The organism is Verrucosispora sp. CNZ293 (genome assembly GCF_002754655.1).
The window spans coordinates 4,333,462-4,360,297 of the sequence record NZ_PEFR01000001.1 but is presented as its reverse complement, the minus strand read 5'-3'; the positions used below and the strand labels follow the sequence as shown (position 1 = coordinate 4,360,297).

The 26,836-nt window shown below is 70.9% G+C and carries 29 protein-coding genes and 1 tRNA gene; 16 read left to right on the top strand and 14 right to left on the bottom strand.

Annotated features, from left to right (window positions below; translation table 11 throughout):
- Window positions 1–35 precede the first annotated feature (35 nt).
- A complete protein-coding gene (locus CLT74_RS19830; RefSeq protein WP_099847864.1) occupies window positions 36–1,823 on the bottom strand; it encodes a metallophosphoesterase in 1,788 nt (595 codons plus the stop codon).
- A 127-nt stretch (window positions 1,824–1,950) separates the two neighbouring features.
- Between CLT74_RS19830 and CLT74_RS19825 the strand changes: the two genes are divergently transcribed.
- From CLT74_RS19825 to CLT74_RS19810, 4 genes are all read left to right on the top strand, one after another.
- Window positions 1,951–2,023, top strand: a tRNA-Thr gene (locus CLT74_RS19825).
- 168 nt (window positions 2,024–2,191) lie between these two features.
- On the top strand, window positions 2,192–2,707 hold the full coding sequence (locus CLT74_RS19820) for a SigE family RNA polymerase sigma factor (RefSeq protein ID WP_099847863.1): 516 nt from the start codon (window positions 2,192–2,194) through the stop codon (window positions 2,705–2,707).
- The gene (locus CLT74_RS19815) at window positions 2,704–3,345 is read left to right on the top strand and encodes a hypothetical protein (protein WP_143697191.1); all 642 of its coding nucleotides are present in this window, start codon (window positions 2,704–2,706) and stop codon (window positions 3,343–3,345) included. Before CLT74_RS19820 ends, CLT74_RS19815 begins: the two co-directional genes overlap by 4 nt.
- A 204-nt stretch (window positions 3,346–3,549) precedes the next feature.
- Window positions 3,550–3,963, top strand: a complete 414-nt coding sequence (locus tag CLT74_RS19810; RefSeq protein ID WP_099847861.1) for a hypothetical protein — start codon at window positions 3,550–3,552, stop codon at window positions 3,961–3,963.
- 69 nt (window positions 3,964–4,032) lie between these two features.
- On the opposite strand, the gene CLT74_RS19805 is transcribed toward CLT74_RS19810, so the two are convergent.
- The 3 genes from CLT74_RS19805 to CLT74_RS19795 are packed head-to-tail and all read right to left on the bottom strand — an operon-like array spanning window position 4,033 to window position 6,210.
- The gene (locus CLT74_RS19805; RefSeq protein WP_099847860.1) at window positions 4,033–4,425 is read right to left on the bottom strand and encodes a DUF4260 domain-containing protein; all 393 of its coding nucleotides are present in this window, start codon (window positions 4,423–4,425) and stop codon (window positions 4,033–4,035) included.
- A 28-nt stretch (window positions 4,426–4,453) separates the two neighbouring features.
- On the bottom strand, window positions 4,454–5,059 hold the full coding sequence (locus CLT74_RS19800) for a response regulator transcription factor (RefSeq protein WP_099847859.1): 606 nt from the start codon (window positions 5,057–5,059) through the stop codon (window positions 4,454–4,456).
- Window positions 5,056–6,210 (bottom strand): histidine kinase, encoded by a 1,155-nt coding sequence (locus CLT74_RS19795; RefSeq protein WP_199172228.1) that lies wholly within the window; start codon window positions 6,208–6,210, stop codon window positions 5,056–5,058. Before CLT74_RS19795 ends, CLT74_RS19800 begins: the two co-directional genes overlap by 4 nt.
- Window positions 6,211–6,318: 108 nt before the next feature.
- Between CLT74_RS19795 and CLT74_RS19790 the strand changes: the two genes are divergently transcribed.
- From CLT74_RS19790 to CLT74_RS19775, 4 genes are all read left to right on the top strand, one after another.
- Complete coding sequence (locus tag CLT74_RS19790; RefSeq protein WP_099847857.1) at window positions 6,319–7,200, top strand: ABC transporter ATP-binding protein; 882 nt, start codon at window positions 6,319–6,321, stop codon at window positions 7,198–7,200.
- A 26-nt stretch (window positions 7,201–7,226) separates the two neighbouring features.
- Window positions 7,227–7,946: an ABC transporter permease gene (locus CLT74_RS19785; RefSeq protein WP_099847856.1), complete on the top strand. Its 720-nt coding sequence runs from the start codon at window positions 7,227–7,229 to the stop codon at window positions 7,944–7,946.
- Between the two features lie 85 nt (window positions 7,947–8,031).
- Window positions 8,032–8,715: a GOLPH3/VPS74 family protein gene (locus CLT74_RS19780; protein ID WP_199172227.1), complete on the top strand. Its 684-nt coding sequence runs from the start codon at window positions 8,032–8,034 to the stop codon at window positions 8,713–8,715.
- A 112-nt stretch (window positions 8,716–8,827) separates the two neighbouring features.
- Window positions 8,828–9,238: a VOC family protein gene (locus tag CLT74_RS19775; protein WP_099847854.1), complete on the top strand. Its 411-nt coding sequence runs from the start codon at window positions 8,828–8,830 to the stop codon at window positions 9,236–9,238.
- 62 nt (window positions 9,239–9,300) lie between these two features.
- On the opposite strand, the gene CLT74_RS19770 is transcribed toward CLT74_RS19775, so the two are convergent.
- Window positions 9,301–9,918 (bottom strand): pyridoxamine 5'-phosphate oxidase family protein, encoded by a 618-nt coding sequence (locus CLT74_RS19770; protein ID WP_099847853.1) that lies wholly within the window; start codon window positions 9,916–9,918, stop codon window positions 9,301–9,303.
- A 153-nt stretch (window positions 9,919–10,071) separates the two neighbouring features.
- Between CLT74_RS19770 and CLT74_RS19765 the strand changes: the two genes are divergently transcribed.
- Genes CLT74_RS19765 through CLT74_RS19755 form a run of 3 tightly spaced genes read left to right on the top strand, consistent with a single transcriptional unit; the run spans window position 10,072 to window position 12,214 of the window.
- Window positions 10,072–10,578: a DUF2231 domain-containing protein gene (locus CLT74_RS19765; RefSeq protein ID WP_099847852.1), complete on the top strand. Its 507-nt coding sequence runs from the start codon at window positions 10,072–10,074 to the stop codon at window positions 10,576–10,578.
- Window positions 10,575–11,108, top strand: a complete 534-nt coding sequence (locus tag CLT74_RS19760; protein WP_099847851.1) for an Hsp20/alpha crystallin family protein — start codon at window positions 10,575–10,577, stop codon at window positions 11,106–11,108. Before CLT74_RS19765 ends, CLT74_RS19760 begins: the two co-directional genes overlap by 4 nt.
- Before the next feature lie 8 nt (window positions 11,109–11,116).
- A complete protein-coding gene (locus tag CLT74_RS19755; RefSeq protein ID WP_099847850.1) occupies window positions 11,117–12,214 on the top strand; it encodes a glycosyltransferase family 9 protein in 1,098 nt (365 codons plus the stop codon).
- Window positions 12,215–12,216: 2 nt separating this feature from the next.
- Here CLT74_RS19755 and CLT74_RS19750 read toward each other — a convergent pair whose 3' ends face one another.
- Both CLT74_RS19750 and rfaE2 read right to left on the bottom strand, forming a co-directional pair.
- Window positions 12,217–13,089 carry a glycosyltransferase family A protein gene (locus CLT74_RS19750; protein ID WP_099847849.1) on the bottom strand — a complete coding sequence of 291 codons (873 nt, stop codon included), beginning with the start codon at window positions 13,087–13,089 and terminating at the stop codon, window positions 12,217–12,219.
- Window positions 13,086–15,080 carry a D-glycero-beta-D-manno-heptose 1-phosphate adenylyltransferase gene (rfaE2, locus tag CLT74_RS19745; RefSeq protein WP_099847848.1) on the bottom strand — a complete coding sequence of 665 codons (1,995 nt, stop codon included), beginning with the start codon at window positions 15,078–15,080 and terminating at the stop codon, window positions 13,086–13,088. Before rfaE2 ends, CLT74_RS19750 begins: the two co-directional genes overlap by 4 nt.
- A 148-nt stretch (window positions 15,081–15,228) precedes the next feature.
- Between rfaE2 and CLT74_RS19740 the strand changes: the two genes are divergently transcribed.
- Window positions 15,229–15,777 carry a type 1 glutamine amidotransferase domain-containing protein gene (locus CLT74_RS19740; RefSeq protein WP_099847847.1) on the top strand — a complete coding sequence of 183 codons (549 nt, stop codon included), beginning with the start codon at window positions 15,229–15,231 and terminating at the stop codon, window positions 15,775–15,777.
- A 112-nt stretch (window positions 15,778–15,889) separates the two neighbouring features.
- Here CLT74_RS19740 and CLT74_RS19735 read toward each other — a convergent pair whose 3' ends face one another.
- Window positions 15,890–16,381 carry an NUDIX hydrolase gene (locus CLT74_RS19735; protein WP_099847846.1) on the bottom strand — a complete coding sequence of 164 codons (492 nt, stop codon included), beginning with the start codon at window positions 16,379–16,381 and terminating at the stop codon, window positions 15,890–15,892.
- 55 nt (window positions 16,382–16,436) lie between these two features.
- On the opposite strand from CLT74_RS19735, the gene CLT74_RS19730 reads away from it, so the two are divergent.
- The gene (locus CLT74_RS19730; protein WP_099847845.1) at window positions 16,437–18,086 is read left to right on the top strand and encodes a fatty acid--CoA ligase; all 1,650 of its coding nucleotides are present in this window, start codon (window positions 16,437–16,439) and stop codon (window positions 18,084–18,086) included.
- A 184-nt stretch (window positions 18,087–18,270) separates the two neighbouring features.
- Here CLT74_RS19730 and CLT74_RS19725 read toward each other — a convergent pair whose 3' ends face one another.
- The 5 genes from CLT74_RS19725 to ku all read right to left on the bottom strand — a co-directional run bounded on the left by CLT74_RS19725 (window position 18,271) and on the right by ku (window position 22,926).
- Window positions 18,271–19,281 (bottom strand): NADPH:quinone reductase, encoded by a 1,011-nt coding sequence (locus CLT74_RS19725; RefSeq protein WP_099847844.1) that lies wholly within the window; start codon window positions 19,279–19,281, stop codon window positions 18,271–18,273.
- 41 nt (window positions 19,282–19,322) lie between these two features.
- Complete coding sequence (locus CLT74_RS19720) at window positions 19,323–19,979, bottom strand: HAD family hydrolase (RefSeq protein ID WP_099852421.1); 657 nt, start codon at window positions 19,977–19,979, stop codon at window positions 19,323–19,325.
- Window positions 19,980–20,071: 92 nt separating this feature from the next.
- Complete coding sequence (locus CLT74_RS19715) at window positions 20,072–20,896, bottom strand: SCO6745 family protein (RefSeq protein WP_099852419.1); 825 nt, start codon at window positions 20,894–20,896, stop codon at window positions 20,072–20,074.
- A 188-nt stretch (window positions 20,897–21,084) separates the two neighbouring features.
- Entirely contained in the window at window positions 21,085–21,720 is a 636-nt protein-coding gene (locus tag CLT74_RS19710) for an FKBP-type peptidyl-prolyl cis-trans isomerase (protein ID WP_099847843.1), read from the bottom strand.
- 198 nt (window positions 21,721–21,918) lie between these two features.
- Window positions 21,919–22,926, bottom strand: coding sequence for a non-homologous end joining protein Ku (ku, locus tag CLT74_RS19705; protein ID WP_099847842.1), 1,008 nt, complete (start codon window positions 22,924–22,926; stop codon window positions 21,919–21,921).
- Window positions 22,927–23,011: 85 nt separating this feature from the next.
- Between ku and ligD (CLT74_RS19700) the strand changes: the two genes are divergently transcribed.
- Together ligD (CLT74_RS19700) and ligD (CLT74_RS19695) are read left to right on the top strand one after the other, a co-directional pair.
- Window positions 23,012–23,953: a non-homologous end-joining DNA ligase gene (gene ligD, locus CLT74_RS19700; protein WP_099847841.1), complete on the top strand. Its 942-nt coding sequence runs from the start codon at window positions 23,012–23,014 to the stop codon at window positions 23,951–23,953.
- Window positions 23,943–24,854 carry a non-homologous end-joining DNA ligase gene (gene ligD / locus CLT74_RS19695; RefSeq protein ID WP_099847840.1) on the top strand — a complete coding sequence of 304 codons (912 nt, stop codon included), beginning with the start codon at window positions 23,943–23,945 and terminating at the stop codon, window positions 24,852–24,854. Before ligD (CLT74_RS19700) ends, ligD (CLT74_RS19695) begins: the two co-directional genes overlap by 11 nt.
- Window positions 24,855–24,869: 15 nt before the next feature.
- On the opposite strand, the gene CLT74_RS19690 is transcribed toward ligD (CLT74_RS19695), so the two are convergent.
- A complete protein-coding gene (locus tag CLT74_RS19690; protein WP_099847839.1) occupies window positions 24,870–25,916 on the bottom strand; it encodes a hypothetical protein in 1,047 nt (348 codons plus the stop codon).
- A gap of 117 nt (window positions 25,917–26,033) precedes the next feature.
- On the opposite strand from CLT74_RS19690, the gene CLT74_RS19685 reads away from it, so the two are divergent.
- Window positions 26,034–26,786, top strand: a complete 753-nt coding sequence (locus CLT74_RS19685; protein WP_099847838.1) for a TIGR03089 family protein — start codon at window positions 26,034–26,036, stop codon at window positions 26,784–26,786.
- The last annotated feature ends 50 nt before the right edge of the window (window positions 26,787–26,836 follow it).

Here is a 26,836-nt window from a genome sequence, read left to right as displayed (position 1 = left end):
CGCAAACTTCTTGATCACCTCGCTGGTTGGGGTGGTCAGGTGAGGGTGATGGGGGGTTCGGCCAGGCGGGGGGCCAGGGGGGTGGTGGGGGTTAGCCAGGAGGACTCGGGGGAGTGGTCCGGGTTGACCTGCCAGTCGCGGGCGACGCGGTCGACGGCGATCGGGTAGAGGGTGAGGGCGCCGTCGGGGTCGATGCGCATCCTGACGAAGCCCTTGGCGTCCTCGATACCCTGCCCGGCGAACAACTCGTTGACGTTCACCCCGAAGGCGCTCGCGAGCAGCAGGTAGGCGGCCACCAGCTGGCTGGCCACCAGCCCGATCACCGGCAGGTAGACCGCTGCCGCAGCCACCGCCGGCAGCGGCCATGACCAGTCGTGGAACGGCAGGGCCAGCCAGGCCCAGGTGCCGGCGGCGGCCAGGCCGACGTGCGCCAACCCGTGCCCGACGCCGAGGATCCAGTGCCGGGCGTGCCGCTTGCCGCTGGAACTCGGCGGTTTCGCGAACATCGCCGCCCCGAGCACCGTCACCAGCACCATCATCACCAGCGGCACACTGAACAGCCGCTGCTCGGAAGCCTCGGAACGGAAGTCGATCACGCCGGCCATGGAGAGCATCAGCAGGGTTTGCAGGACGCCCAGCAGCGTCGAGAAGCCCGGGTTGCGGCGCGGTAGCCGGGCGAAGATCCCCCAGCCGTACCGGCGGGAGCGGGCGGCGTCGGGGTACCTGCCCGCCAACTCGTACGCTCGGGACGGGCTGGACCGTCGGGCCAGGGTGTCCCGTGGTGGCACCTCGATGCGCTCGGGCAGCTTGTGCGTGGGGTACAGGTAGGCACCACCGCTGCCGCAGGTGACAAGTTGCCGCCCGTCCGGCCCGGTGTACCGCGCATAGTGGTGCAGGTCGCCGGAGATCAGCAGGCGGACCTGAGCGCCGGTGGGCGCGACGATGGTCCGGATGAAGTAGTCGATCGAGTCGTACGCGGTGGGCTGGTCGACGGCCTTGACCCAGGCCGGAGCCGGCACCGCCAGGATCACCCGGCTCTGCGGCCCGAGCCGCTTCGCCACCGCGTCGAAGTAGGTGAGCTGCGGGTCGTCGACGTACGAGCCGGACTGGTCGTCGAGACCCAGCAACCACCAGTCGGCCGGCAGTTCGGCGGCGAAGTACGACCGGGACTGGCCGGTACGCCAGCCGCCGAAGTGCCGGTCCCGGGTACGGACGAACAGCCGCAGGAACGCCGTGAGCCCGTCGTACCAGTCGTGGTTGCCGGGCACCGCGAAGATCGTCGGCTGCTCCGCCGGGGTGGCCGGCAGTGCCGCCTGGTACGGCCCCTTGCACCGGTCCTCGTACGCCGCGTACTCCGCCGACGGGTAGACCTGGTCGCCACCCATCACCAGGGTCTGTGCCCGGGGCAGTCGGTGCCCGTCCACGGCGATCTCCCGCTGGGCGAGCAGGTACGCCACGGAATAGGTGGCATTGAACCCGTCCCCCAGGTCGGCCACGTAGTCGAGCCAGAGCCCCCCGTCCGGCCCCACCTGCCGGGAGATCTCCGCGTCCAGCGCCTTCTGGAGTTCCCGCTTGTCCAGGTAGGCCCCGAACAACATCGCCAGCAGCGTACGCAGGCCGGTGCTGATCAGCAGGAACGGTGCGAGCCACGGCACCGGCTTGCGGGGCGTGAAGCCCAACTCCAGCGGATCGGTGCTGCGGGGCCGCCGGGACGCCCGGCCACCTGCCGCCTCCCCGGCGTACGGCCCCGGCGGCTGCGTCCGGTCGCCGGACGGCGGCCCGACGTCGACCGGTTCGTCGCGAGGGGTGTGATCGTCGGTCATTCGCCGCAGCGTAGTGCGGCCCGGGTGCCCCGACGACCCCGGAAACGCCCCGGGTGCCCGGTTCGTTCGCCTCGGGGCAATCCCGCTCGGCCGGGGAGCGGCGCGTGCCGTACACTTGAGCACCGTTGCCGCCTTAGCTCAGTCGGCAGAGCGACGCACTCGTAATGCGTAGGTCGACGGTTCGATTCCGTCAGGCGGCTCGGTACGCAAGCCCAGGTCATCGACCTGGGCTTCGCCGTTTCTCAGGTCGACAACCCGCGAAGGGGACCTGTTCGGCGCGGCCGAAGCATTGGGGCCTTCACTCTCCGCCATGCAACCCCGTTCGCTCGCGAATCGTCAGGGGGCTGTGAGAGTGAAGGAGAGACTGTGTGAAATGTGACCGTGACGAGCAGTTCCACAGCTTCGTGCTCAGCCGGCGCTCCCGGCTGGTACGAACAGCGACGCTGCTGACCGGTGGTGACGCGCATCTGGCCGAGGATCTGGTCCAGTCCACGCTGACCAAGCTGTACGTCGCCTGGCCGGCGGTCCAGCGGGCGGACAACATCGAGGGCTACCTGCGCCGGACCCTGGTCAACGCGCTCACCGACGAACGCCGTCGGTGGTGGCGTCGCCACGAACGCTCGGTGGCGGACCTTCCGGACCGTTCCCGCGCCGAACCGGGCAGCGGCGGCGACCTCGACGACGGCCTCCGCGCGGCCCTCCGCGAATTGCCACCAAAGATGCGCGCCGCAGTGGTTTTCCGCTATTTCTACGACCTTTCCGTAGCCGACACCGGCGACGCCCTCGGCTGCTCCGAGGGAACGGTGAAGAGCCAGACCGCCCGCGCCCTGGACCGGTTGCGGGCCGCCCTTGACGAATCTTCCCTGACAGGAGTCACCCGATGATGGATCTGCACGACCGGCTCGACCGAATCGCCGGCCCAGCCGCCGAGCCGTCGGCCGTCGAGGTCGACGCCGACCTGGCCCGGGGCCGCCGGGCGCTGCGCCGCCGCCGGTCCGCCCGCGCGCTCGGCACCTCGGCGTTCGCGGTCGTCGCGCTGGCCGTCGCCGTCACCTACGGCACCCAGGCCGGCCCGACCGTCACCACTCCCGACAACGCGCCGGCCCACGTCGTGGCTACCCGCCTCGTGGCCTACGAGGGCGAGCAGCCTCAAGGCTTCACGATCGACAAGGTCCCAGCGGGCTGGGAGATCCAGGGCGGCACCACCAGCGAGCTGACGATCGCTCCGAAGAACGCGGCGGACAAGAACCCGATGGCATTCATCGGCAAGATCGGCATCATGTTGCAGTCGGCGAGCGACCGCTCCACCCCGACCGGTACGCAAGTTGAGGTCGGCGGCAAGCCTGGCGTGCTCAATAACGGCGATGGCATCGGTCACGGCAAGAACCTGTGGGTCAAGCAGCCCGACGGCGTCTGGATGCTTGTGCAGATCTGGGACGCCCGCGGCTGGACCCAGCAGGACATCATCGAGTTCGCCGACGGCATCCAGGTCCAGCCGGGGGTCGAACGCATGGTCGGCTGACGTCCGTCGTCCGCCGCGCACCTGCTCAAGGTGCGCGGCGGGTGAGGCGGGACGACAGGGTTGACTGCCGATCATGACCAGCCGGATGCCGCGAGAAAGGTCTTGTTCGAGCCGACTAACGTCTCGGCCATGCCTCTCTCGGGCCGCAAACGGCGGCGAGCGTCCCGCTTACCGCTGTGGCCCAGGTTCACCATATTTGGCGTCATGGCCTCGACCGCGCTTCTCCTGGCGGGCCTGTTCGCCGATCTGGGGCCGCCGCCGCCGGCTGGCGAGTTGGTCCCCGGCACCGTGGTCTCCGTCGAGGCCGACCGCAACGGACGCCCTGTCTCGGCACTGCTGTCGATCGATTCGAGCGAAGGACCGGTCTACTGCGGCATCGACCGGAAGGCGTTTCCCGGAGAGCACATCCCGCCGCCGCAGACCCGGATGACCGTGGACTACACGCCCACCGCCTGTGCCCCAGCCCCGGTATCGCGCGAGCTGCCCCGTTGGCTGCTCCTCTCGACGGGCGGTGGCGGACTGGCCCTGATGGCGGCCTACCTGCACCGAGCCCGACCGATCACCTGGGGGCGATTCATGGAGTCATGGACCCGGGGCTACATCGGGCGGGGTGCCTAGGCCGTGGGAGCAGCAAAGGAAGCTGCTGCGGCAGGTGTGGCGCGGGCTGTCACGGCATGGTCAAGCTGATCAGCTGGCGGACCGCTTGGACTTGCCGATCGAGCCGAGGTGGGTGTGCTCGAACCCCTCGGTGGTCTTGAGGCCGTAGCCGAGGGCGCGGTCGACGGCGATGTGGAACGCCCATGCGATGGCGAGAATGCCGAGCCAGTCGATCGGGTCACGGAACGCGGCGAAGGCCACCGCAACCGCGCCGAGCAACGCCGGCAGCGCGTAGGAGTGCCCCAGGTTGTAGCAGACGGCACCCACTCGCGGGCCGCGCAGATAGCCGACCATCGACAGGTCGAAGATCAGGAAGAGGGCGAGCAGCCACCACCACGCGTACCCGACGGCGACGGTGACCACGACGGCGAAGGCTGCCACGACAACGCCCTCGATGCGCTGCGTCTGGACCGGGTTCAACATCCGATATCTCCTGATGTGGCGTTTCTGGTCACAGCCAGTCGTGCTCGCGGGCGTAGCGGGCGGCTTCGTGGCGGGTGTGGGTCTGGGTCTTCTGCATGGCGTTGGAGAGGTAGTTGCGGACGGTGCCCTGCGCGAGATGGAGCCGGGCGGCGATGTCGGCCACCGAGTAGCCCTCGCTTGTCACCCGTAGCACGTCGAGTTCGCGCTCGGTCAGCGGACAGTCGTCGACGATGGCGAGCGCGGACACGTCCGGGTCGATCCACCGTTTGCCGGCGTGCAGGTCGGTGATGACCGAGGCGATGTGTGCCGGCTCGGCCGACTTGCTGACGAACCCCTGGACGCCGAGCTTCAGCGCCTTGCGCAGTACGCCGGGCCGGGCGTGCCGGGTCAGCATGAGGACCACCTGTTCCGGTCGGTCGCGACGGATCTGGGTGATGGCACCGAGACCGTCCACGCCGGGCATCTCCAGGTCGATGACCAGTACGTCGGGCCGGTGTCGCAGGGTGGCTTCGACGGCTGTCTCGCCGTCGGTCGACTCGGCGACGACTGTGATGTCGCCTTCGAGCGGCAGCAGCGCGGCAAGCGCCTTGCGCAGCAGAGCCTCGTCGTCCGCGAGCACGATCGTGGTCGTCATCGGTCACCCTCCGCAGCGCCGCCGGGGGAAACACCGGCACGAGCGGGCGGAAACCTCGCGGCGGTCAGGAAGCGTCCGTCCTGCTGCTCCACAGCCAGTTCGCCGCCGTCGGCTGCCAACCGTTGCCGGAGGCTGGACAGCCCTCTGAGCTCGGGTAGCGTGTCGCTGGCCACGCCGTCGTTGACGATCGCGATGCCGGTTTCGGAGAGCGTGATCTGCACCTGGCTGGCCTGTGCGTGCCGCAGGATGTTCGTGGTGGTCTCGCGCAGCACCTGGCCGAGCAGTTCGCTGCTCCGCGCGTCCACCTCGGCCTCCCGGGTCACCCGCACCCGGATGCCCGCCGCCTCGAACAGGTTCTTCGCATTCTCGAGTTCCGCCGAGAGGTTGAGCCGGCGCTGGGCGTACGCCAGCTCCTTGGTCTGGGTGATGGTGTCGCTCACCAGAGCGTACGTCTCGCGCAGCTCCTTCTCGGCTCGATCGGCGTCGCGGAGCACCAGCTTCCGCGCCAGTGCGATCTTCAGCTTGACCACGTGCAGGGTGTGGCCCTGGATGTCGTGCAGATCGCTGGCGAAGCGGACGCGTTCGCGGATGACCGCGAGCTCCGCCTCCCGTTCCCGGGCGTGATCGAGTTCCCGGATGAGGTCGTAGAAACGCTCGCCGATGACCGTCAGGACGGTCACCAGGATGGTGAGGACCGTCGGAACGAGGACGTAGGTGATCAGGACGCCGCGTACGTTGTCCTGCTGCACCAGGAGCCGCGTCGTGCCGATGGCGGCGACGTAGCTGAACAGCAGGACCGCTGCCAGGTTCCGACGGCGCCGGACCTGACGTAGGGCGAGGGACCCTACGGCGCAGACGCTCCAGTAGGCGTTGGGGCTGCCGGTCAGCAGCACCCCGAACGGCCACACCACAGCCGCGACGATCAGGCAGGGCAGGGCGACCCGGGCGAGGTCGTCCGCCGTCCAGCGTTCGAAGGCCACCACCGCCGCCACGGCACCCGGGGCCAGGACGACGAGATGCCACCAGGTGCGCGCGTCGGTGGCCAGGAGCACCACAGCGGCGAACACGACAGGTGGGAGCGACGTGATGAGATTGATCCGGCGCAGTCGCTTCTGCGTCGTCTTGGTGAAGGCCGGCGATCTCGCGGTCACCCAGCCAGTATTCCCATGTCCAGGCGGGGCGAGCAGTGACACCACGTCATACGTGGTGGTGACATGGCGACCCTGACCGATTGGAGCGGGCGCTGCTGTCATTGGGACATGTCCACGACACCAGTGATCGAAGTCGAACGGCTCAACGTCAGGTACGGCGACTTCCACGCCGTGAAGGACCTCTCCTTCGAGGTCCGGCGGGGGGAACTTTATGCGCTGCTCGGCACGAACGGGGCGGGGAAGACCTCGACCCTGGAGACCATCGAGGGGCACCGGGCGCCGACCTCCGGCACCGTACGCGTCTTCGGGCACAGCCCGCGCGACCGTGATGTGGTACGTCCCCGGATGGGCGTCATGCTCCAGGAGAGCGGTTTCTCCCCGGACCTCACGGTCCGTGAGTCGGTACGCCTGATCGGCGCCCTCACCCGGCGGAGCGACGATGTCGACCGGGTGCTCGACATCGTCGACCTCACCGGCAAGGCCGGCCAGAAAGTGTCCCAGCTCTCCGGCGGGGAGAAGCGGCGGTTGGACTTCGCCACAGCCGTCTACGGCACCCCAGAGCTGATCTTTCTGGACGAGCCGACCACCGGCCTGGACGTCCAGTCGCGAGACCACCTGTGGATGACAGTGGACCGGCTCCGCGAGAACGGCGCCACGATCGTGCTGACCACGCACTACCTGGAGGAGGCGCAGCAGCGCGCCGACCGGATCGGGCTCATGCACGAGGGCACCTTCCACCGGGAGGGCACGGTCTCCGAACTGACCCGCACGCTCCCGGCGGTCATCCGCTTCTCCCTGCCGCCGACGGCACCGGCGCTGCCGTTGCAGGCCGCCACCAACGGCGACGGCAAGGTCGCGGTCGAGACCTTCGGTCTGCAGAAGGACCTGCACATCCTGCTCTCCTGGGCGCAGGACCACGCCGTCGAGCTGCGCGACCTGGAGGCCGGGCCGACCCGTCTCGACAACGTCTTCCGCGCCATCAGCAACTGACTCGTTCCCCGAGAGGAATTTCTTCCGTGTTCCCCATCGCCTTCAGCGAGCTGATCCAGATCTTCCGGAACCGCCTGGTGCTGATCACCAGCTTCATCATCCCGGTGGTCGTCTCCGGATACTTCGTCCGCCAGCACGAGACCTTCGCGGCCCTCGGCAGCCTCGGCTACATCGCGGCGATCGTGCTGTTCACCGTGGCCGCGTTCGGGCTCTACGCCACGACCGTGACCACCCTGGCGTCCCGGCGGCAGAATCTGTTCCTCAAGCGGCTGCGCTCCACGGCCATCGGGGACACCGGCATCATCGCCGGCCTGTTGCTGCCCGCCACCGTCGTCGCCGTGGTGCAGGTGGCCGCGATCCTGACCGCGTTGGCCATGGTCGCCGGCGGGCCGGCCAACGTACCCCTGCTGGTGGTGGCGATCGTCGCGACCGTGGCCATGCTGCTCGGCCTGGGGCTGGCCACCGCCGGCCTGACGAATTCACCCGAGCACGCCCAGGTCACCACCCTGCCGGTCACCCTCGGCGTGATCGGTGTGGCCAGTTGGGTAGGTATCAGCGGCACCGAGGATCTCGCCCTGATCAAGCGGCTGCTGCCCGGTGGTTCCGCCACCGAGATGGTGATGAACGCCTGGAACGGCGGCGTCGCCGTGACCGACTCGCTGCTCCTGCTGGGCCCGACGCTGGGCTGGGTCGTCGTCGCCGTCGTGCTGGCCAGCCGCCTCTTCAGCTGGGAGCCCCGCCGCTGAGGCGGCAAGCGCGCCGCCGTTGACCCCGACTGTCCGTTCGACCAGATGCACACTGCCCGAAGAGATGTACGACGAAGGAGCGTCAGTGACCGGTGAGACGAGGCAATCCGCAGCACCGACTCTGGTGGAGGACCTGCTGCTGCTGTTGTTCCAGCCGAGGTCGGGCACCATCGCCGGCGAGAACACCCTCTTCTACGTCCTCGCGGGAGCCGTACTCGCGGATCTCGCTCTGAACGACCGGGTGACCATGGCGGACCGGCGCAAGGTGAAGATCGTCGAAGGTAATGCCCCTTCGGACGATCTTCTCCGATCGGCGTGGGACTACGTCTCCGAGAAACCCAGAGGCGTGCAGACGGTTCTCGCCGCGATCGGTCCCGAACTGCGCAAGCCGGTGTTGGAGCGGCTCATCGAACGCGGCGACATCAGCCGGGAGGATCGCAAGATGCTCGGCCTGTTCCGTACGACAGCGCTACGCGACGGTGGCAGCGGACGCCGGGCGCGTCTGCTGGAGGAGGTCCGGCAGGTCCTCGTGGACGGTGCGGAACCGTCGGCCCGGGTAGCCGCGCTCGCGGCGCTGCTCTCGGGCAGCGGAACTCTGCCCCAGTTCCACCGCGACATTCCCTGGACCTCACCGGTGATCACCCGCGCCAAGGAACTGGAGAAGGGCAACTGGGGAGCCGGCGCCGCAGCGGAAGCCGTGACCCGGACCGTGACCGCGACCGTCGTCAACAGTGTCATCGTCACCACCACGGTGATCCCCCGAAGCTAGGACGTCTGTCATGCGGTGGCCCGCGCCGACAGCGGGTTGGCCGCTGTCTGTCGGACGGCAGCGTTAGGTTGCGAGCGTTCGATGGCGAATCCACAACTCACCGGAGGTCCCTGTGTACGCTGCGCCGGTTGTCGTCAGCCTCCCGATCGCCGACCGACAGGTCTCCCACGACTTCTACCGGGCCGCGCTCGGTCTGGCCAGCGTCGGTGAGCCGGCCGAGGACGGGCTGCCCGAGCCGTTGCAGTTCGAGGTCAACGGTGGGCTGCGGCTGATGCTGGTGCCCACCGGCGGCTTCGGCTGGGTGCTCGGTGGTCGGGAGGTGGCCGACTCACGGCACAGCGAGTGCGTGCTCGGCCTGACCGTCACGGGTACGGACGGGGTGGACGCGCTGATCGAGCAGGCCCGGGCCGCCGGCGCGGAGGTGGTTACCGAACCAGGCCAGCAGCCCTGGGGGTACGCGGGCACCTTCGCCGACCCCGACGGTCACCTCTGGATGGTCGCCGTCGCCCCGCCCACCACCTGACCGGAGGATGTCGCGACGCCGGTGAGGCATGCGCCAGCAGCATCGTCGAAGGAGCGGGCGGGTCAGGTGTAGAGGGTGGCGGCGTACTGGGGGCCGTAGTGGCGTTCGAGGTCGTCGAGGGTCTCCGCCGGAGCCTCGACCTCCTTGATCAGCCGGGCCCGGCTGGGCAGCGGGTCTGTCGGCCAGGTCTCCGGCTGCCACAGCTGCGACCGGAGGAACGCCTTCGAGCAGTGGTAGAAGATCTGCTCGATCTCGACCACCACCGCGAGCACCGGACGGTGCCCCTTGACCGTCATCTCGTCGAACCAGGTTGCGTCGCGCAGCAGCCGTGCCCGGCCGTTGATCCGCAGGGTGTCGGTGCGCCCGGGAATGAAGAAGATCAGGCCGACGTGCGGGTTCGCCAGGATGTTGCGGTAACCGTCGGCCCGCTTGTTGCCGGGACGCTCCGGAATGGCGATGGTCCGGTCGTCGAGCACCAGGGCGAAACCCGCGGGGTCGCCCTTGGGGGAGACGTCGCAGGTGCCGTCCGCCCCGGCGGTGGCCACCAGGCAGAACGGCGAGGCGGCGAGCCACTGCCGGTCACGCTCGTGCAGCCGGGTGCGCTCCTTGGCGACTGCGCGGGGGGCTGGGGTGCCGAGCAACTCGGTCAATTCGGCTGCGGATGTGATCTCCACCGTCACTGGGTGCCTCCCCGTGGAGTTGACCGTGGTGGGCGGCACCCGGGGCGGGAAACCGCCACGGTCAGTCTAGTCGCGCCCGGCCGCGAGGTTTGTGCCCCGATGGCCGGGGTACCGGCCCAACGAGCGCCATCGGAGAGCAGTGGAGGCCCGGAGATGGAGAGTCGGCTCAAGATCCTGGGGCACCCCGTCCATCCGATGCTCGTGATGTTTCCGTTCGCCCTGCTCGTCACCGCCGTGCTCTTCGACGTCATCGACACGGTCGGCGGGCCGGACTTCCTCGGCGAGGTGGCGTACTGGAACCTCACAGTCGGTCTGATCGGCGGCCTGCTGGCCGCCGCGGCCGGGACGTTCGACCTGCTGGCCATCCCGTCGGGTACCCGGGCCAAGCGGGTGGCGCTGACCCACGCCGCCGCGAACGTGGCGGTGATCCTGCTCTTCGCCGCCGTCTGGGCGGTACGGCTCAACGCCGACTCACGGGGTGCCGGTGGGGCGCTGATCGCCATCGAGGTGGTGGCGCTCGGCATTCTCGGCGTCGGCGGCTGGCTGGGCGGCGAACTCGTCGACCGGCTCGGCGTCGGGGTCGACCGGGACGCGGGCCTCGACGCGCCCAGTTCCTTGCGGCCGGCGGCCGCCAGTCAACGGATGGGAGATGTGCGATGACCAGGCCGGGACGCGGTTGGCGCGGCGGTCAGCAGGGCTGGGACCCGATGGGCGAGTTGCAGTCGTTGCGAGCCGAGCTGAGCCGGCTGGTCGGTGGTCGACCGGGGCCGCCCGAGGTGGAGTTGGGTGAGACAAGCGACGGCTGGGAGGTGATCGTCCGGCTGCCCGGCGTCGCTCCGGAGGAGGTCGCGGTGGAACTGGACGACCGTGAGCTGTGTGTACGGGCACGCACCGAGGCCGAGGTCAACGCCGACCACGGGATCCCCGGCGGGTTCGAGACCCGGGGCTTCGAGTACCGCGTGCAGTTGCCGTCGCGGGTGGACCCGCAGGCCATCGACGCGCTCATGGACCACGGTCTGCTGCGGGTACGGCTGCCCCGGGCGAACCGACCCGAGCCGCGCACCATCACCGTCGGCCGTACCGGTCCACGTTCCGCCGGCCCGTCCGGTGGCGTACCGAGCAGCTTCGACCCGGCGGCGGACCGGGAACTGCACCAGCCGGACGTCGCCACCGGCGATTCCGACCGGTAGCGCGCCGAGTGGCCCTGCTGGAAGAGGCCGCCGAACGGGTACCCGACGTGGCCCGGATCGCCGTGCTGCGCGCCAATGCGCTGGGTGACTTCATCTTCGTGCTGCCGGCGTTGGAGGCGCTGCGGGCCGCGTACCCCCAGGCGGAGATCGTGTTGCTCGGCGCGCCCTGGCACGCGCAGCTGTGGCGCGACCGGCCGGGCCCGGTCGACCGGGTACTTGTGGTGCCGCCCGCGCCGGGGATCCGGACGGCGACCGCTGGCGAACCCGAGTCCAGCATCGTGGACTTCCTGGCCGCCGCCCGCGCGGAACGCTTCGACGTGGCACTGCAACTGCACGGCGGTGGTGCCAACTCCAACCCGCTGGTGGCCGCGCTCGGAGCCCGGGTCACCGCTGGCCTGCGGGCGGAGGACGCGCCGCCACTTGACCGCTGGCTGCGCTACGTCTACTACCAACACGAGGTGATCCGCTACCTGGAGGCGGTGGCACTCGTGGGTGCGCCGGCCACCACCATCACCCCGGCGCTGGCGGTCACCGACGCCGACCGGGCCGAGGCGCGGACGGTGCTCGGCGAACCGGAACGCCCCCGGGTGGCGTTGCATCCCGGAGCGACCGACACCCGCCGTCGCTGGCCCGCCGACCGCTTCGGGCAGGTGGCCCGGACGCTGCACACCGACGGGTACGAGGTGCTGGTCACCGGCACCCCCGCCGAGCAGGACGTGGTCGACCAGGTGGTCGCCGCCGCAGGTGTGCCGGTCCGTCCGCACGTGGGCACGCTCAGCCTCGGCGGGCTGGCCGGCTGTTACGCCGGGTGCGAACTGGTCGTCTCCAACGACACAGGTCCACTGCACCTGGCCGCCGCCGTCGGCACTCCCACCGTCGGCATCTTCTGGGTCGGCAACCTGATCACCACCGCCCCCGTGCTGCGGGGACGACACCGGCCGATCACCTCGTGGACCGTGCACTGCCCGGTCTGCGGCGTGGACTGCACCCCCGGCATCTACCCGCACCGTCCCGGCGACGGCGACTGCCCGCACCGCGACTCCTTCGTCACCGACGTGCCGCTGGCCGAGGTGCTGGAAGCCGCCCGCGAGCTGCTGTTCCGCTGAGATCAGGCGCCCGGGTCCGGATCGGCGAGAACCACCTCCCACGCCTCCACGTCCCGTTCTGTGACAGTGGTCGGCGACTCCAGGTGGTAGGCCCCGCTGGGCAGGACGCCGGCGCCGCCGTGGCGCGCCAGCACGGCGAGCTGCGCGGCGACGTCCTCGCCCTGGTGTCGCGTCGGCACCCGCCGCCAGAAGTCGAAACCACCGGCGTCGATCAGCTTGGCCCGGTCGTAGAGCACGCACCCGCCGACCCAGGAGACCTGGTACGCCCGCCAGTCACCTTCCGGCAGCGCGAGCGACGCGGTGACATGCAGCAGGTTCGCCGCAGAGTGGATCTGCGCCCGGTCCCACTCGGGCGTGCCCGGCCGGACCCGCTCCGGGACCGGCCGGCCGGTCCACTCGCGGTAGTGCCGGTGCGTGTGTGGCCGTACGTCGTCCAGGTAGGACAGGCCGTGCACCCCGTTGCCGACGAAGCCGCAGCCCAGTTCGCCGATCGCGGTCACCAGCCGGCGCAGCGCCCCCGGTTCCAGCCAGACGTCGTCGTCGAGGAAGAGCACGTACCGGGCGGCGGAGGCGGCGAGCAGGAAACTGCGGTGCTCGGCGAGCCCACGCCGGGGCAGCCGTCGGGTGAGCAGCACCGGATGTCCCCGGTGGCGCAGCGCCCGGACCATGGTGGCCGCCGCCGGGTGGCCGTACCCGGGGTCGCCGTCGGACTGGTCGCTGACCACCACCCCGAATCCCGGCACCCCCTCCTGGGCGGCGAGCCCGGAGAGGGTGACGGCGAGTTCGGTGGGACGGTCACGGGTCGGTACGAGCACGTCGACCAGCCGGTCGGCGCGGAACTGCGCGGGCGTGCCGGCGTCGAGGGGTCGGTTCACGGCGCCTTGCCGGTCAGCGGCGGCGCGTCCGCACCTGTCGTGGCGGTGGTGCCGGAGGTCTCCACCTCGGACGCGGGAGTGGTCGGCCCGGCCTCCGCGCCGGTCACGCCCTCCTGACCGTACGCGCGGATCCGGTCGATGATCGCCGAGGTGGACCGGTCCGGCACGTACCCCAGGGTGCGCACCTGACCGCCCAGCCGTTGCACCAGCGGCGCTTCCGGCACCAGCTCGGGCGGATAGTCGCCGCCCTTGACGTAGACGTCCGGCCGGACGGCTTCGATGAGGGTGGCCGGCGAATCCTCCTCGAACACCACCACGTGGTCGACGCAGGCCAGTGCGGCGAGCAGGGCGGCGCGGTCCTCGATCGGGTTCACCGGTCGGTCCGCGCCCTTCAGCCGCCGTACGCTGCCGTCGGAGTTGACCGCCACCACCAGCAGGTCGCCGAGGGCGCGCGCCTGTTCCAGGTAGCGCACGTGTCCCCGGTGCAGGACGTCGAAGCAGCCGTTCGTGAAGACGATCGAGCGGCCGGCCCGCCGGTGCTCGGCGACGATCTCCGTCAGGTACCCGGTGTCGACGAGCACCTGCCGGCCGTCGGGTGTCGGTCGGCCCAGCGCGGCCAGCAGGTCCTCGCGGCGGCACACGCAGGTGCCGGTGCCGGCCACGGTGCTGGTCGCGGCGAGCTGGGCCAGTTGGGCGGCGGTGGACAGCGGAGCGTCGGCGGCCAGCGCCAGTGTCATCGCCGCCAGGTAGGCGTCACCGGCACCGACGGCGTGGCTGGCCGGCACCGGTGTGCTGTGGCTGCGGGCGGGCTGACCGTCGATCCCGCCGACCACCGCGCCCTCGGTGTCCAGGGTCACCGCGACCACCGCCGCGCCGGTGTGGGCGCGCAGTTCGGCGAGCCGGGACTCGGCCAGGACGGCCCGGTCCACACCGGCGCCGACCTCGGCGTTCACTGTCACCCCGGTACCGGTCACGCTGAGCCCGTCGCGGGTCATCGCCACCCGGCTCTCAGCCGGGGTGGGTTCACCTGTGGGCCCGTCGGTACGACGCATCCCCGCCGCACCCGGTGCCGTTCCCACGGTCAGCTCGGAAGGCCCGTCCGCCAGATCGACCTCGGGATGTTCCAGGTGCAGCTCGCGGCCACCTGTCGAGGCACCGTCCCCGTTTGACAGGGTTCCGGCACCGCCCAGACCAGCGGCACCCGCCCGGTCGGCGGCACCGCCCAGGCCAACGGCACCGGCTGGGCCAGCGGCACCGGCTGGGCCAGCGGCACCGGCCGGGCTGGTGACCGGCCCGGCCAGGCCCGCGCGGGCGAGCAGTCGGGTGGCCTCCGCGAAGCTCGGGGTGACCACTGTCGGAGCGAGGCCCCGCCAGTCGGCGAGGTCGTGGGCGTCGAGCGCGACAGTGGCGTACCGGTCCCGGTGCTCGACCAGCCAGGCGCGTACCGGCGCGGGCAGGGCTCCCAGGCCGTAGTCGCAGACCACGAGGGCCGGGGCTTCGCCTCCGCTGGCGGCCCGCAACTCCTCGCTCGCGCAGTCCAGGGCGGTGAGCAGGCAGTCCACTCCCACGTCGTTGAGCGGGTCGTCCGGGTCGCCGGAGTCCTCCCGCAGCAGGATCTGGTCGCCGGCCAGCATCCGCCGCTTGACCGGGGTGGGCCGCCCAAGCTGGCTGACCGTGCGGTCCCAGACGCCGGCCCGGTCGAGGCAGTCGTGCAGTTCGTCGCCGGCCGCGTCGGCCCCGACCGGTGCCACGAGCGCCGAGCGCCCGCCCAGCGTGGCGATGTTGACGGCGGTGTTGGCGGCGCCGCCCGCCGCCGTGATGCGGCGGCGCAGGGTGAGGACCGGGGCGGGGGCCTCCCGGCACAACCGGTCGGAGTCGGCGAACCGCCACTCGTCGAGCATGGCGTCGCCGATCACCAGGACCGGACGTCCGAGCCAGCTCTGCACAACATCGGCGAGCCGGAGCTGTTCCGCTGCTGCTGCTCGTGCCATGCCGGCGGTTCCCCTCCGGTCGGCGGGGTCAAACCTGCCGACCGGGCACCCGCCGACGGCGACGTGCGGTGGGCCACCCGCTGCGCCGCGTTTCGTGACGTCGGTGTCGGGAACGGATACGGACGAAACCCCCGGAGAGGAGAACACCATGGCAGCGACGTTGCAGGGTAAGCGGATCGCCTTCCTGGCCACCGACGGCGTGGAGGAGGTCGAGTACGTCCAGCCGCGTCAGGCCGTCGAGCAGGCCGGCGCGACCGCCGAGCTGGTGTCGATCAAGCCCGGGAAGATCACTTCCTTCGAACACCTGGACCCGTCCACCACGTACGAGGTGGATGTGCGCGTGGCCGACGCGGATCCCGCCCGGTACGACGCGCTGGTCCTGCCCGGTGGGGTGGCCAACCCGGACTTCCTGCGTACCGACTCCGACGCGGTCCGGTTCGTGCGGTCGTTCTTCGACGCCGGCAAGCCGGTCGGGGTGATCTGCCACGGCCCGTGGACGCTCGTCGAGGCCGACGTGGTGCGGGGTCGTCGGCTGACCAGTTGGCCGAGCCTGCGTACCGACCTGGTGAACGCCGGTGCGGAGTGGGTCGACGAGCAGGTCGTGACCGACAACGGACTGGTCAGCAGCCGTAAGCCGGACGACCTGCCGGCCTTCTGCGCCAAGATCGTCGAGGAGTTCGCCGAGGGCAAGCACTGACCCGTACGCCGATCCCCGCGATCTTGCAGTTTCCGTCGCCGAATTGCCGTGTATGAGGCGTAATGTCGCGACAGAGAGTGCAAGATCGCCGGGGGTGGCGGGTGGGGTGGCGCTATTTCAGGATCAGGCGGTTGGTCTGCTCGAAGACGTCCAGGTCGGCAAGGGTCTCCAGGACGCTGGCCGAGAGGGGTTGGGGCATCGCCTCGCGGTGGAAGAAGCCCGCGTCGATGGTCTCGTCGGTGATCCGGGCCAGTCGGCCGTCCCACTCCTCGACCCGGAACGCGGTGGTGAAGATCTGATAGGTGTGGCCGTACATGTTCGTGTGCGTGCGGTCCGGGCCGGTGTAGAGCGCGAAGGCGCTCACCCGCAGCGCCCTGAGCCCGGTTTCCTCGCGTACCTCCCGCACGGCGCAGTCCGCGATCGACTCGCCCAGCTCCATCGCACCGGCGGGCAACGCCCACTGCCCGTTGTCGGAGCGGCGGATCAGCAGGATGCGGGCCGAGTTGTCGCGCACCACGGCTCGCGCGCCGACGAACATCAGCGTCCGGTCGCCGGCCAGGGCGCGTAGCTGCCCGACGTACGAATCAGCCCAGGAGATGCTCACCCGGACAATTTACGGGGGTTCCCAACGTGTGACCGGCGACACTAATTTGTTACCCATGCGTAGCACGATGATGGACGCCCCTCTTCAGGTCTCCCGGATCCTCGAACACGGCGCCACCGTGCACGGCACGGCCGAGGTGGTGACGTGGACCGGCGCCGAGCCGCGCCGCAGCACGTACGCGGAGGTCGGCCGGGACGCCGCCCGGCTCGCGCACGCCCTGCGGGCGGAGTGCGGGGTGACCGGCGACGAGCGGGTCGCCACCTTCATGTGGAACAACACCGAGCACCTGGTGGCGTACTTCGCCGTGCCCAGCATGGGCGCGGTGCTGCACACGCTCAACATCCGGCTCTTTCCCGACCAGGTCACCTACATCGCCAACCACGCCGAGGACCGGGTGGTGCTCGTCGACTCGACGCTGATCCCGCTGCTGGCGAAGTCGCTCGGTGGCATGACAAGCGTGCGACACGTGGTGGTGGTCGGTGGTGGCGATCCCGCTCCCCTGGTGGCGGCGGCGGGCGACCGGATCGTCGTACACCACTGGGACGCGCTGCTGGCCGGGCGGCCGGAGGTGTACGACTGGCCCGAGATCGACGAACGCGATGCCGCCGCCCTCTGCTACACCTCCGGCACCACCGGCAACCCCAAGGGGGTGGCCTACTCGCACCGCTCGATCTATCTGCACTCGTTGCAGATCTGCATGCCGGAGGGGTTCGGGCTCGGGCCGACCGACCGCGAGCTGGCCATCGTGCCGATGTTCCACGCGATGTCGTGGGGACTGCCGTTCGCGGCCTTTCTCTCCGGCGCGTCACTGGTGATGCCGGACCGCTTCCTCCAGGCCGCGCCGATCGCCGAGATGATCGCCGCTGAGCGGCCGACCCTGGCCGGCGCGGTGCCGACCATCTGGACCGACCTGCTGTCCTACCTGGACAGCCACGACACCGACACCTCCTCGCTCAAGGAGGTGATCGTCGGTGGTTCGGCCTGCCCGCCGTCGCTGATGCACGCGTTCGACGAGCGGCACGGCGTCGACGTCATCCACGCCTGGGGGATGACCGAGATGTCGCCGCTGGGCTCGGTCGCCCGCCCGCCAGCCGGCGCGACCGGAGACGAGGCGTGGCGGTACCGGTACACGCAGGGGCGGGTGCCGGCGGGGGTGCGGGCCCGCATCGTGGGCCCGGCCGGGGAGCCGCTGCCCGCCGACGGGGCCTCCGTCGGTGAGCTGGAGGTCCGTGGGCCGTGGATCACCGAGCGGTACGTCGGCGACGACGCGCCGGACCCGGAGAAGTTCCGCGACGGCTGGCTGCGTACCGGTGATGTGGGCACCCTGTCGGCGGACGGCTACATCACCCTCACCGACCGGGCCAAGGACGTGATCAAGTCCGGTGGGGAGTGGATCTCCTCGGTGGAGTTGGAGAACGCGTTGATGGCCCACCCGGCGGTGCTGGAGGCGTGCGTGGTGGGCGTACCGGACCAGCGGTGGGACGAGCGACCGCTGGCCACGGTGGTGCTCCGGGAGGGTGCCTCGGCGACCCCGGAGGAGTTGCGCGAGTTCCTCGCCGGATCGGTGGCACGCTGGCAGTTGCCGGAGCGCTGGGCGTTCGTCGAGGCGGTGCCGAAGACGAGCGTCGGCAAGTTCGACAAGAAGGTGGTGCGCTCCCGGTACGCCGACGGCGACCTGAATGTGCGGGAACTGGCCACGCCGTAACGTTTTTCGGCGCATCATCGCCGTTGGGAGTGGTGGCCCGCACAGACCTCTCTCCGGTGGGCGGCCCCGGCGTTCGCACCGCGCCGGGGCCGCCCGTTCCTTGCGGGGCGACCCGCAACGCCAGTATTGCGAAACTTGTTCGCCTCTGTCCTGGGGACGGCGAAAAATCCCAGGTCAGAACCGCCTACTCGCGGGCGCTGAGCAGCACCTTGCCGACCACCGAGTCCTCCACCGCCTGATGCGCGGCGGCGGTCGCCGACAGCGGGTAGGAGTGCAACGGCAGGCCGGCCTCCGCACCGACCCGGATCCCGCCCTGCGCGGCGGCCGCCGCGACGTCCACCACCGCCTGCGCCTTGGCCGCCTTCGGCATCGTGTAGACAAGCACGAACTGCCAGCGGGCGTTCGGCACCATCAGCGGCCGGATCGGCAGCGTCACCTCGTCGCCGCCGTCGTCGGCGTACGCGCAGACCACCCCGCCCGGGCGCAGCAACCGTACGTCGGTGGCCGCGTTGCGGGTGGGGGAGACCTCCACGATGCCGTGCACCCCGTCGGGTGCGAGCTTGCGGACCTCCTCCACGACGTCCTGCTCCCGATAGTTGACAACCGCCGAGGCACCGGCCGCCGCAGCCAGTTGAGCCTTCTCGGCACTGCTCACCGTGGCGATCACACAGGCGTCGGCCCAGGCCGCAAGCTGGATCGCCGCGTTGCCGACGGCACCCGCCCCGCCCTGCACCAGCACCGTGTGATCGCTCAGCGCCCCCGGGCGCAGGCTGTCCGGCAGATACTCACCGGCGGTCAGGCACCGGTGCGCCGTCAGGAACGGAATACCCAGGCAGGCGCCCAACTCGAAGGACGCGTCGCCGAGGCGTACCGCCTGGCGGACCGGAACCACCGTGTACTCGGCGGCGGTGCCCCAGGGACGCTGCCAGGCGGCCTCCCAGATCCACACCCGTTCGCCGATCAGTTCCCGGTCGACACCCTCGCCGACCGCCTCGACCACCCCGGCGCCGTCCTGGCCGGGTGTCTGCCAGCCGGCCGGCAGCGGACCCTGCCGACGCGACTTCCAGTCCGTCGGATTAACCCCGGACACCGCGACCCGCACCAGCAGCTCACCCGGACCGGGTTCCGGCACCGGACGCTCGACCAACTGGAGCACCGAGGGGTCACCGGTGCGCTCGTACACCATCGCCTTCATGCCACCGACCGTAGGCGGGCCGGGGACCGCCCGGTGCCGGTTCAGCCCAGCCGGTCGACGACCTCCGGGGTCAGCTCGTCGATCGAGTCCAACACCGTCACGGCCAGCCGTCGAGCGTCGGAATCCAGCGGGTACGCACCGTGCGGCACCGCCACCACCGCCATCCCGGCGGCAGCCGCCGAACGGACCCCGTTGGAGGAGTCCTCCACCGCCACGCAACGCGTCGGGTCGAGGCCGAGTCGCCGGGCCACACTCAGGTAGACGTCCGGGGCCGGCTTGCCGCGCTCGGTCTCCTCGGTCGACAGGGTGCTGCGGAACGCGTCGGTCAGGTCGGTGGCGGCCAGCGCCGCGGCGATCAGCCGGGTCGGTGAGGAACTGGCCAGCCCCAGGGGCCACCGCGCGGCCAGCCGGCGGACCACGTCGACGGCACCGTCGATCACCGGCACCCGGGCCGCGTACCGGCGGGCCATCTCCTCGACCACCTCGGCGGCGACCTGGTCGGCGGTGCGCCGCACCCCCAACTCGTCGCTGAGGTACCGGACCCACTCGCCGGTGCTCATCCCCATCAGCCGACGCTGGGTGTCGTCCTGCCACTCACCCCCGTGCTCGGCCACATAGGCGCGCCGAACCTCCTCCCACACCGGCTCGGAGTCGACGATCACCCCGTCAAGGTCGAAAACCACCCCATCCACAGTCACACCCCCATCCTCCCCCACCCGTTCCCACAGACCCCGCGTTGATCAAGAAGTTTGCGTCGGGGTCGGCGAGGAATCAGACGAAAACCTCTTGGTCAACTCGCCAGGGGTGGGAGGCCGATGGGGCTGTCCGGCGGGATCACCGTGTGGGCGGCGCGGGCGATCGGGTCGAGCAGCTCGCGTAGGCGGTGCGCGCGGTCGGCGCCGAGGGTGAGCCAGGGGCGGGTGGCGGCGACGTCGGTGGCGTCCTCGATCGCCTGGAAAGCCGATCGTCCACGCTCCGTCGGCTTTCCGTCGGTGTTCAGCCAGCCACGGGCCGTGAGCCGCTCGCGCGCCTGGGACCACTCCTGCTCCGACCATCCCCGGCCGAGCAGGTTGGCCGGTGGCATGTCCACAGCGACCCGCCAGGCCAGCGTCTCCACCGGGTCGAGATCGGCGGCGACAAGCGCCGCCACGTGCCCGTCGCCGCGATGTTCGCGCAGCGTGGTGGCGGCCTGCCAGAGCCGCGCCAGCGGATACTCACCCCGCGGCAGGGCCGCGTTCGCCGCGCCGAGCACCCGGCCGCCGGTCTCGAGCCCGTCGGTCGCGGCCTCCAGCAGATCGGCGGCCTCGACGAGGTGCCGCTCGGGCAGCTCGTAGGTCAACTCGGCGAGCGCCTGCACCGCCCCGGTCAGCCGGGCGCGCAGCGCCTGGTCCGGCGTGGCCAGCTGCCACACCGCCGGCAGGGCCCGGATCACCATGTGCGGCGCGAAGTTGTAGAAGGCGGCGATCACCGGAGCCGGCCCGGTCGGCCCGAGCGGAGCGGCCCGACCGGCGAAGTAACCCCGCCAGTAGCCGCGAAGCCCGGCCGCCCCGTAGGCGGCGCGGGCGCGCGGGTGGAAGTACGTGACGGCGTGCACCGGTTCGTAGTGCGTCCACATCAACCGGGCGGTCCGCCCGTCGGCGTCCACTGCCGTCACGTGCACCTCCGCGTTCGCTTCGATAAGCGTCCCGGGCGAAGGGTGCCCGGGACGCTTGCCGAACCTACTGCCGGTCGGTGACCGTCCGGAAGCCATCTGTGGTCAACGGCATCGATGTTCAGTTGCTGTCGGGCGACCCGACCCGGGGTTCACTCGGCGGCGAGCACGTCCACCACGAAGCGCAGCGGGCCCGCCGGACGACCGCCCCCACCCTCGCCGTACGCGTCCTCGGCCGGGATGTCGAGCTGCACCCGGCTGCCCACGGTCACGCCGACCAGGCCCTTGTCCCAGCCCGGGATGACCTGTCCGACGCCGATCGGGAAGGTGGCCGGCTGTCCCCGTTCCCAGGAGGAGTCGAACTCCTCGCCGTTCTCGTAGAAGACGCCCACGTAGTTGGTGGTGATCGACTGGCCGGCCGTGACCTTCGGCCCGGTGCCCTCGATCAGCGGGGTCACCGTCAGCTTGGTCAACTTGCCCTCGCCGGCGGCGACCGTCGGCTTGCTGCCCAGAGCCGGGTCCGCGCCCTCCGGCAGCTGCGGCGCGGGCGGCGCGGCCGGCTCGTTCGTCGCCTCGGCCGGGGCGGAGGGTGTACCAGCGGCCTGCTCGGGGGCGTCGTCACCACCACGCTGGCCCACGATCACGAACACGGTGATCAGCACCGCCACGACGGCGATCCCGGCGAACGCGCCGGCCCAGGCCTGCCGGCGGCGCTTCGCCTCGGCTGCCTTCTGAGCCGCCAGCTGCTCGGCCAGCCGCCGCCGTGCCTTGGTCTCCTGCTCGCTCACGTCCTCGACTCCCTGCTGAGAGGTGTGGGATGGGTCCGGCCACGGGCAGCCGTCGCCGACACACGGTACCTGGTGCCGGACGCACTTCCGACCATCGATGGCCCACGCCGGGCGGCACGGCTGCGCCGATCATGGACGGCAGGCCGCCACGAAAGCACCGAATGCGCCGAAAAGGCACATTCGGCTGGGCCTGCCGGCCTAGGCGGACTTGCGCGGGGTGCTCTTCTTCGCGGCCTTCGTGGCCTTCTTCTCAGCGGTCTTCTTGGCCGGCTGTGCCTTCTTGGCGGTGGCCTTCTTCTCGGCGGTCTTCTTCGCGGGTGCCTTCCTGGCCGGAGCCTTCGCGGCCTTCTTCTCCGCCGCCTTCTTCTGCGCCGAGCGCGCCGACGAGATCGGAGTCGGCTCGGCGCCACCACCGGCCGGTGCCTCGCCGCGAGCCGCCCGGGCCCGTTCCACGGACGCCTTCAACGCGGCCATCAGGTCAACCGCCGCGGCGGGCGCCTCCTCCACCTCCTCCGGCTGGACCACCTCCCGGCCCTCCACCTTCGCGTCGATGACCTCCTGCAAGGCCGCTCGGTAGTCGTCGGTGAACTCGTCCGGGTGAAAGTCCCCGGCCATGGAGTCGATGAGCGAGGTGGCCATCGCCAACTCCGGTGGACGGACCTTCAGGTCCTCGTCGAGGAAACCGAAGTCCGGCTTACGGATCTCGTCGGGCCAGAGCATCGTGTTGAGCAGCAGCACACCCTCGCGGACCCGCAGGGTGGCCAACTGCTCCCGCTGACGCAGCGCCACCTTGACGATCGCCACCCGCTCCGAGTCGGTCAACGCGTCCCGCAGGAGCAGGTACGGCTTGGTCGCGGTGCCCTCCGGCTCCAGGAAGTACGCCTTGTTGTAGAGGATCGGATCGACCTGCTCGGCCGGCACGAACTCCAGGACGTCGATCGCGTGGGAGGTGCTCAGCGGCAGGTCGGCGAAGTCCTCGTCGGTGAGGATGACCATCTCGCCGCCGCCGATGTCGTAGCCCTTGGCGATGTCGTCGTAGCTGACCTCCTCGCCACAGACCTGACAGGTGCGCTTGTACCGGATCCGTCCGCCGTCGGACCGGTGCACCTGGTGGAACCGGATGTCCTTCTCCTCCGTCGCGGAATACAGCTTCACCGCGATCGAGACCAGGCCGAACGACACGGCACCCTTCCAGATGGCCCGCATGCTGCGCTCCCTTCCCCGGTATCGACCATGCTCGCATCACAGCGAACCGGGCGCGAGGTGTTCGGCCTGCTACTACAGTCGGCCTGTGCCCGGCGCGCCGCTCAAGCCGATGCTCGCGATGACCGGGCAGCTTCCGGCAGGTCCCGATTGGGCGTACGAGTTCAAGTGGGACGGCGTACGCGCGCTTGCCGACATCTCCGCCGGACGGCCACGCCTGTACGCCCGCTCCGGCGTGGAGATCACCACCGCCTACCCCGAGTTGATCCCGCTGGGCGAGCAGGTCGACGATGTCCTGCTCGACGGCGAGGTGGTCCTCTTCGACCAGGCCGGTCGGCCGTCGTTCACCGCCCTGGCCGAGCGGATGCACGTGCGCAACGCCGCGAAGGCGGCCCGGCTGGCGGCGACCGTGCCGGTCACGTACATGATCTTCGACGTCTTGCGGCTCGGCGGGCAGGACCTCACCGGCTGGCCGTACGCCCGGCGTCGGGAGGCCCTCGACGGCCTGGCGCTGGGCGCGGCGCGGTGGGCGGTGCCCCCGGTCTTCTCCGACGGCCCGGCCACCTACCAGGCGGCGGGTGAGCACGGCCTCGAAGGGGTGATGGCCAAGCGCGTCGAATCGGCCTACCGGCCGGGCGTACGTTCGCCGGACTGGGTCAAGGTCAAACTGGAGGTGACAGGCGACTTCGTGGTCGGCGGCTGGCGGCCCGGCGCGCGGAAGATCGGCGGGCTGCTGGTCGGGGTACCCGGCGCCGACGGCCGACTCATCTACCGGGGCCGGGTCGGCGGTGGGATCGGTGCCGCGCTCGAACGGGAACTGCTGCGCGAGTTGGAGCCGCTGCGCACCACCGCCGTACCGTTCAGCGGCGACGTACCCCGCGAGGATGCCCGAGGCGCGATCTGGGTAACTCCCCGGATCGTGGTGGAGGTTAAGTACGGCCAGCGCACCCCGGACGGACGACTGCGGTTCCCCCGGATCCTGCGGATCCGCCCGGACAAACCGGCCGAGGAGGTCGACGATGCCGGCTGACCGATTCCCGGTCGAGGTGCACGGTCGCACGCTCGAACTGTCCAACCTGGACAAGGTCCTCTACCCGGCGGCCGGCTTCACCAAGGGCGAAGTGATCGACTACTACACCAGGATCGCCCCGGTGCTGCTGCCGCACCTGGCCGACCGGGCGCTGACCCGCATCCGTTACCCGAACGGCGTGGCCGGCAACTCGTTCTTCGAGAAGAACGCCCCGGCCGCCACCCCCGGTTGGGTACGCACCGAGAACCTGCCCGTCCCCGGATCGAGCAAGGGCCGGGAGACGATCGACTACGTGGTCGCCGACGACCTGCCGACCCTGGTCTGGTTGGCCAACCTCGCCGCCCTGGAACTGCACACCCCGCAGTGGAAGATCGGCGCGCACCCGGACCTGATGGTGGTCGACCTGGACCCGGGTGCTCCGGCGTCACTGAAGCAGTGCTGCCAGGTGGCCCTGCTGTTGCGTGACCGGCTGGCCGCCGACGGCGTCGACGCCTACCCGAAGACCTCGGGCAAGAAGGGCATGCAACTCTGCTGCCCGATCTCCGGCACCCGGTCCGCCGACGAGGTGTCGGCCTACGCGCGGCGGATCGCCCAGGAACTCGAACGCGAACAGCCGAAGCTGGTGGTGTCGAAGATGGCGAAGAACCTGCGACCGGGCAAGATCTTCATCGACTGGAGTCAGAACAACGCGGCGAAGACCACTGTGGCGCCGTACTCGCTGCGCGCCCAGCCCGTTCCGTCTGTGTCGACGCCGCTGACCTGGGACGAGGTCTCCGCAGGTGCGGCGGGGCGACGACCGGCCACCAAGCCGTACACCGCCGGTGAGGTGCTGGACCGGGTCGAGCAGCACGGCGACCTGCTCGCCCCGCTGCTCGACGGCGGCCCCGAACTGCCGGCCTAGACAGCCTCCGCCCGCTCACCTGTCGGAGCGCACGGCCTCCGACTCGTCAGACCGCCGCAGCCGCGCGTACGCACCGGCGAGCATCGCGATCGCGAGCAGGCTGACGATCACGTCGCTGACCAGGGCCTGGGTGGGCGACACCTGTGTGTACGGGGGCACCAGGTAGGCCAGCACGGCCGCCCCGAGCAGCGCCCCTGCCGCCCCGGCGAGCACGTGCCGCTGACCCCATCCGGTGCGTCCCGACCACCGGACCAGCACCACCACCAGCGCGGCGACGACAACCACCGACACGGTGACGCCGACCCAGCCGGAGAGCATGCTGACCCCCAGGTAGACGAGCAGAACCAGCAGGCCGGGACGGGTCGGCCGGGGTGCGCCGGCCGGAACCGGAGGCGGTCGACGCCGCCATCGGGGCAGGGCCGCCACCACGACCAGGGCGCCGACCACCGACGCCGCCCCGATGAGCTGACCGGGGCTGGCCAGGAACCCCTTGCGTCCACTGTCGTCGGCGAAGACGAGCAGGCTACCGAGCAGATAGAGCACGGTCATGGCGACCAGGCCGGGTACCCGCAACCACGGCCGCAGCCGACGGGCCGGGGAGAGGTACGACTCGACGATGGCGATCGGCGCGCAGATGGTCAACGCCACATGGTTACCGACGAAGCTGATGACCTCCTGCGCGCTGATGCCCAGCACCGGAATGCGGGTGTGGTCCGCCGCGCTCAGCTCGGCGAACTCGGTGTCGGCCAGGTAGTCGGGGTTGAACAGCGACTGGTCCACCAGGCCCGCCTGGACCACCCCGAACCCCGCCGCCAGCAACACGATCATCGGCCAGCCGCCGCCGGTGCGCCGGGCCGCCTCCCGGATGAGCACCGCCGCACCCCCGTACATCGGCGCCAGCACCACCACGACGCCCAGCATGTCGGTGCCGGCGAAGCCGCCCCACGAGCATTCGGCGGCCCAGGGGGCGAGGAACAGGAGCGCCACGACGGGCGCGAGTCGCCGGAGCATCGGCTGCCGGACGCCGTCGAGCGCCGCCCGCTCGCCCCCGTGAGTAGTCATATCCCTGACTCTCCCGGTGACGCGGCACCCTGCACCAATGCCATCAGTCATGTCTTTGCCGGCCCGGCAGGCCGACCCGGCCTCGACAGAGCCGGGCGGCAGGAGTAGGACCTACCTATGCGTGCTGCCCTTCCCGTACCGTCCGCCGTTGGTCTTGCCGGGCGCGACCAGCCGTTGATCACCTACCTCGACCACCGGACCGGTGACCGTCACCAGCTGACCGCCGCCGAACTGGGCGAGTGGTCGGCTCGGGCCGCCGGTCTGCTGCGGGACGGGTGCGGGCTGACGCCGGGCAGCCGGGTGGCGGTGCTGCTGCCGCCACACTGGCGTACCGCCGCGGTGCTGTTGGGGGCCTGGGCGGTGGGGCTGGAGGTGTCGTTCCGGCCGCGCGCCACGGCCGGGCTGCCGGTGCTGGAGCCCGGCGGCGACCGACCGTACGACGCGGTCCTGGTCACCCCGGAACGGCTCGACGACTGGCTGGAGGACGTACCCGACGGGCTGCACCGGTACCTCGTCGGCACCGGGCCACAGCTGTTGGTCGACGTGCCGGTCGGCTGGCTCGACTGGTCCGTGGAGGTGCTGCGGCACGGCGTCGCCCCGACCGACCGGCCCGTGCTGCACGCCAACGACGCGGCCAGCCCGGACGGCACCAGCTACGCCGAGTGGGGCTCGATCGCCAGGGCGGTGGCCGAGCAACTCGACCTGCGGGCCGGTGACCGGCTGCTCGTCGACGTCGCCGAGCACGACCAGCCGCTCAAGTGGCTGCTCGCCCCGCTCTCCGCCGGTGCCACCGTGCTGCTCTGCGCCAACCTCGACCCCGCCGACCGGAACGCCGTCGCCGCCGCCGAGCAGATCACCCGCGTCCTCTGACCACGCCGAGGCAGCGGACGACCCCGATGCGCGGATCTTGCCGACGGGGA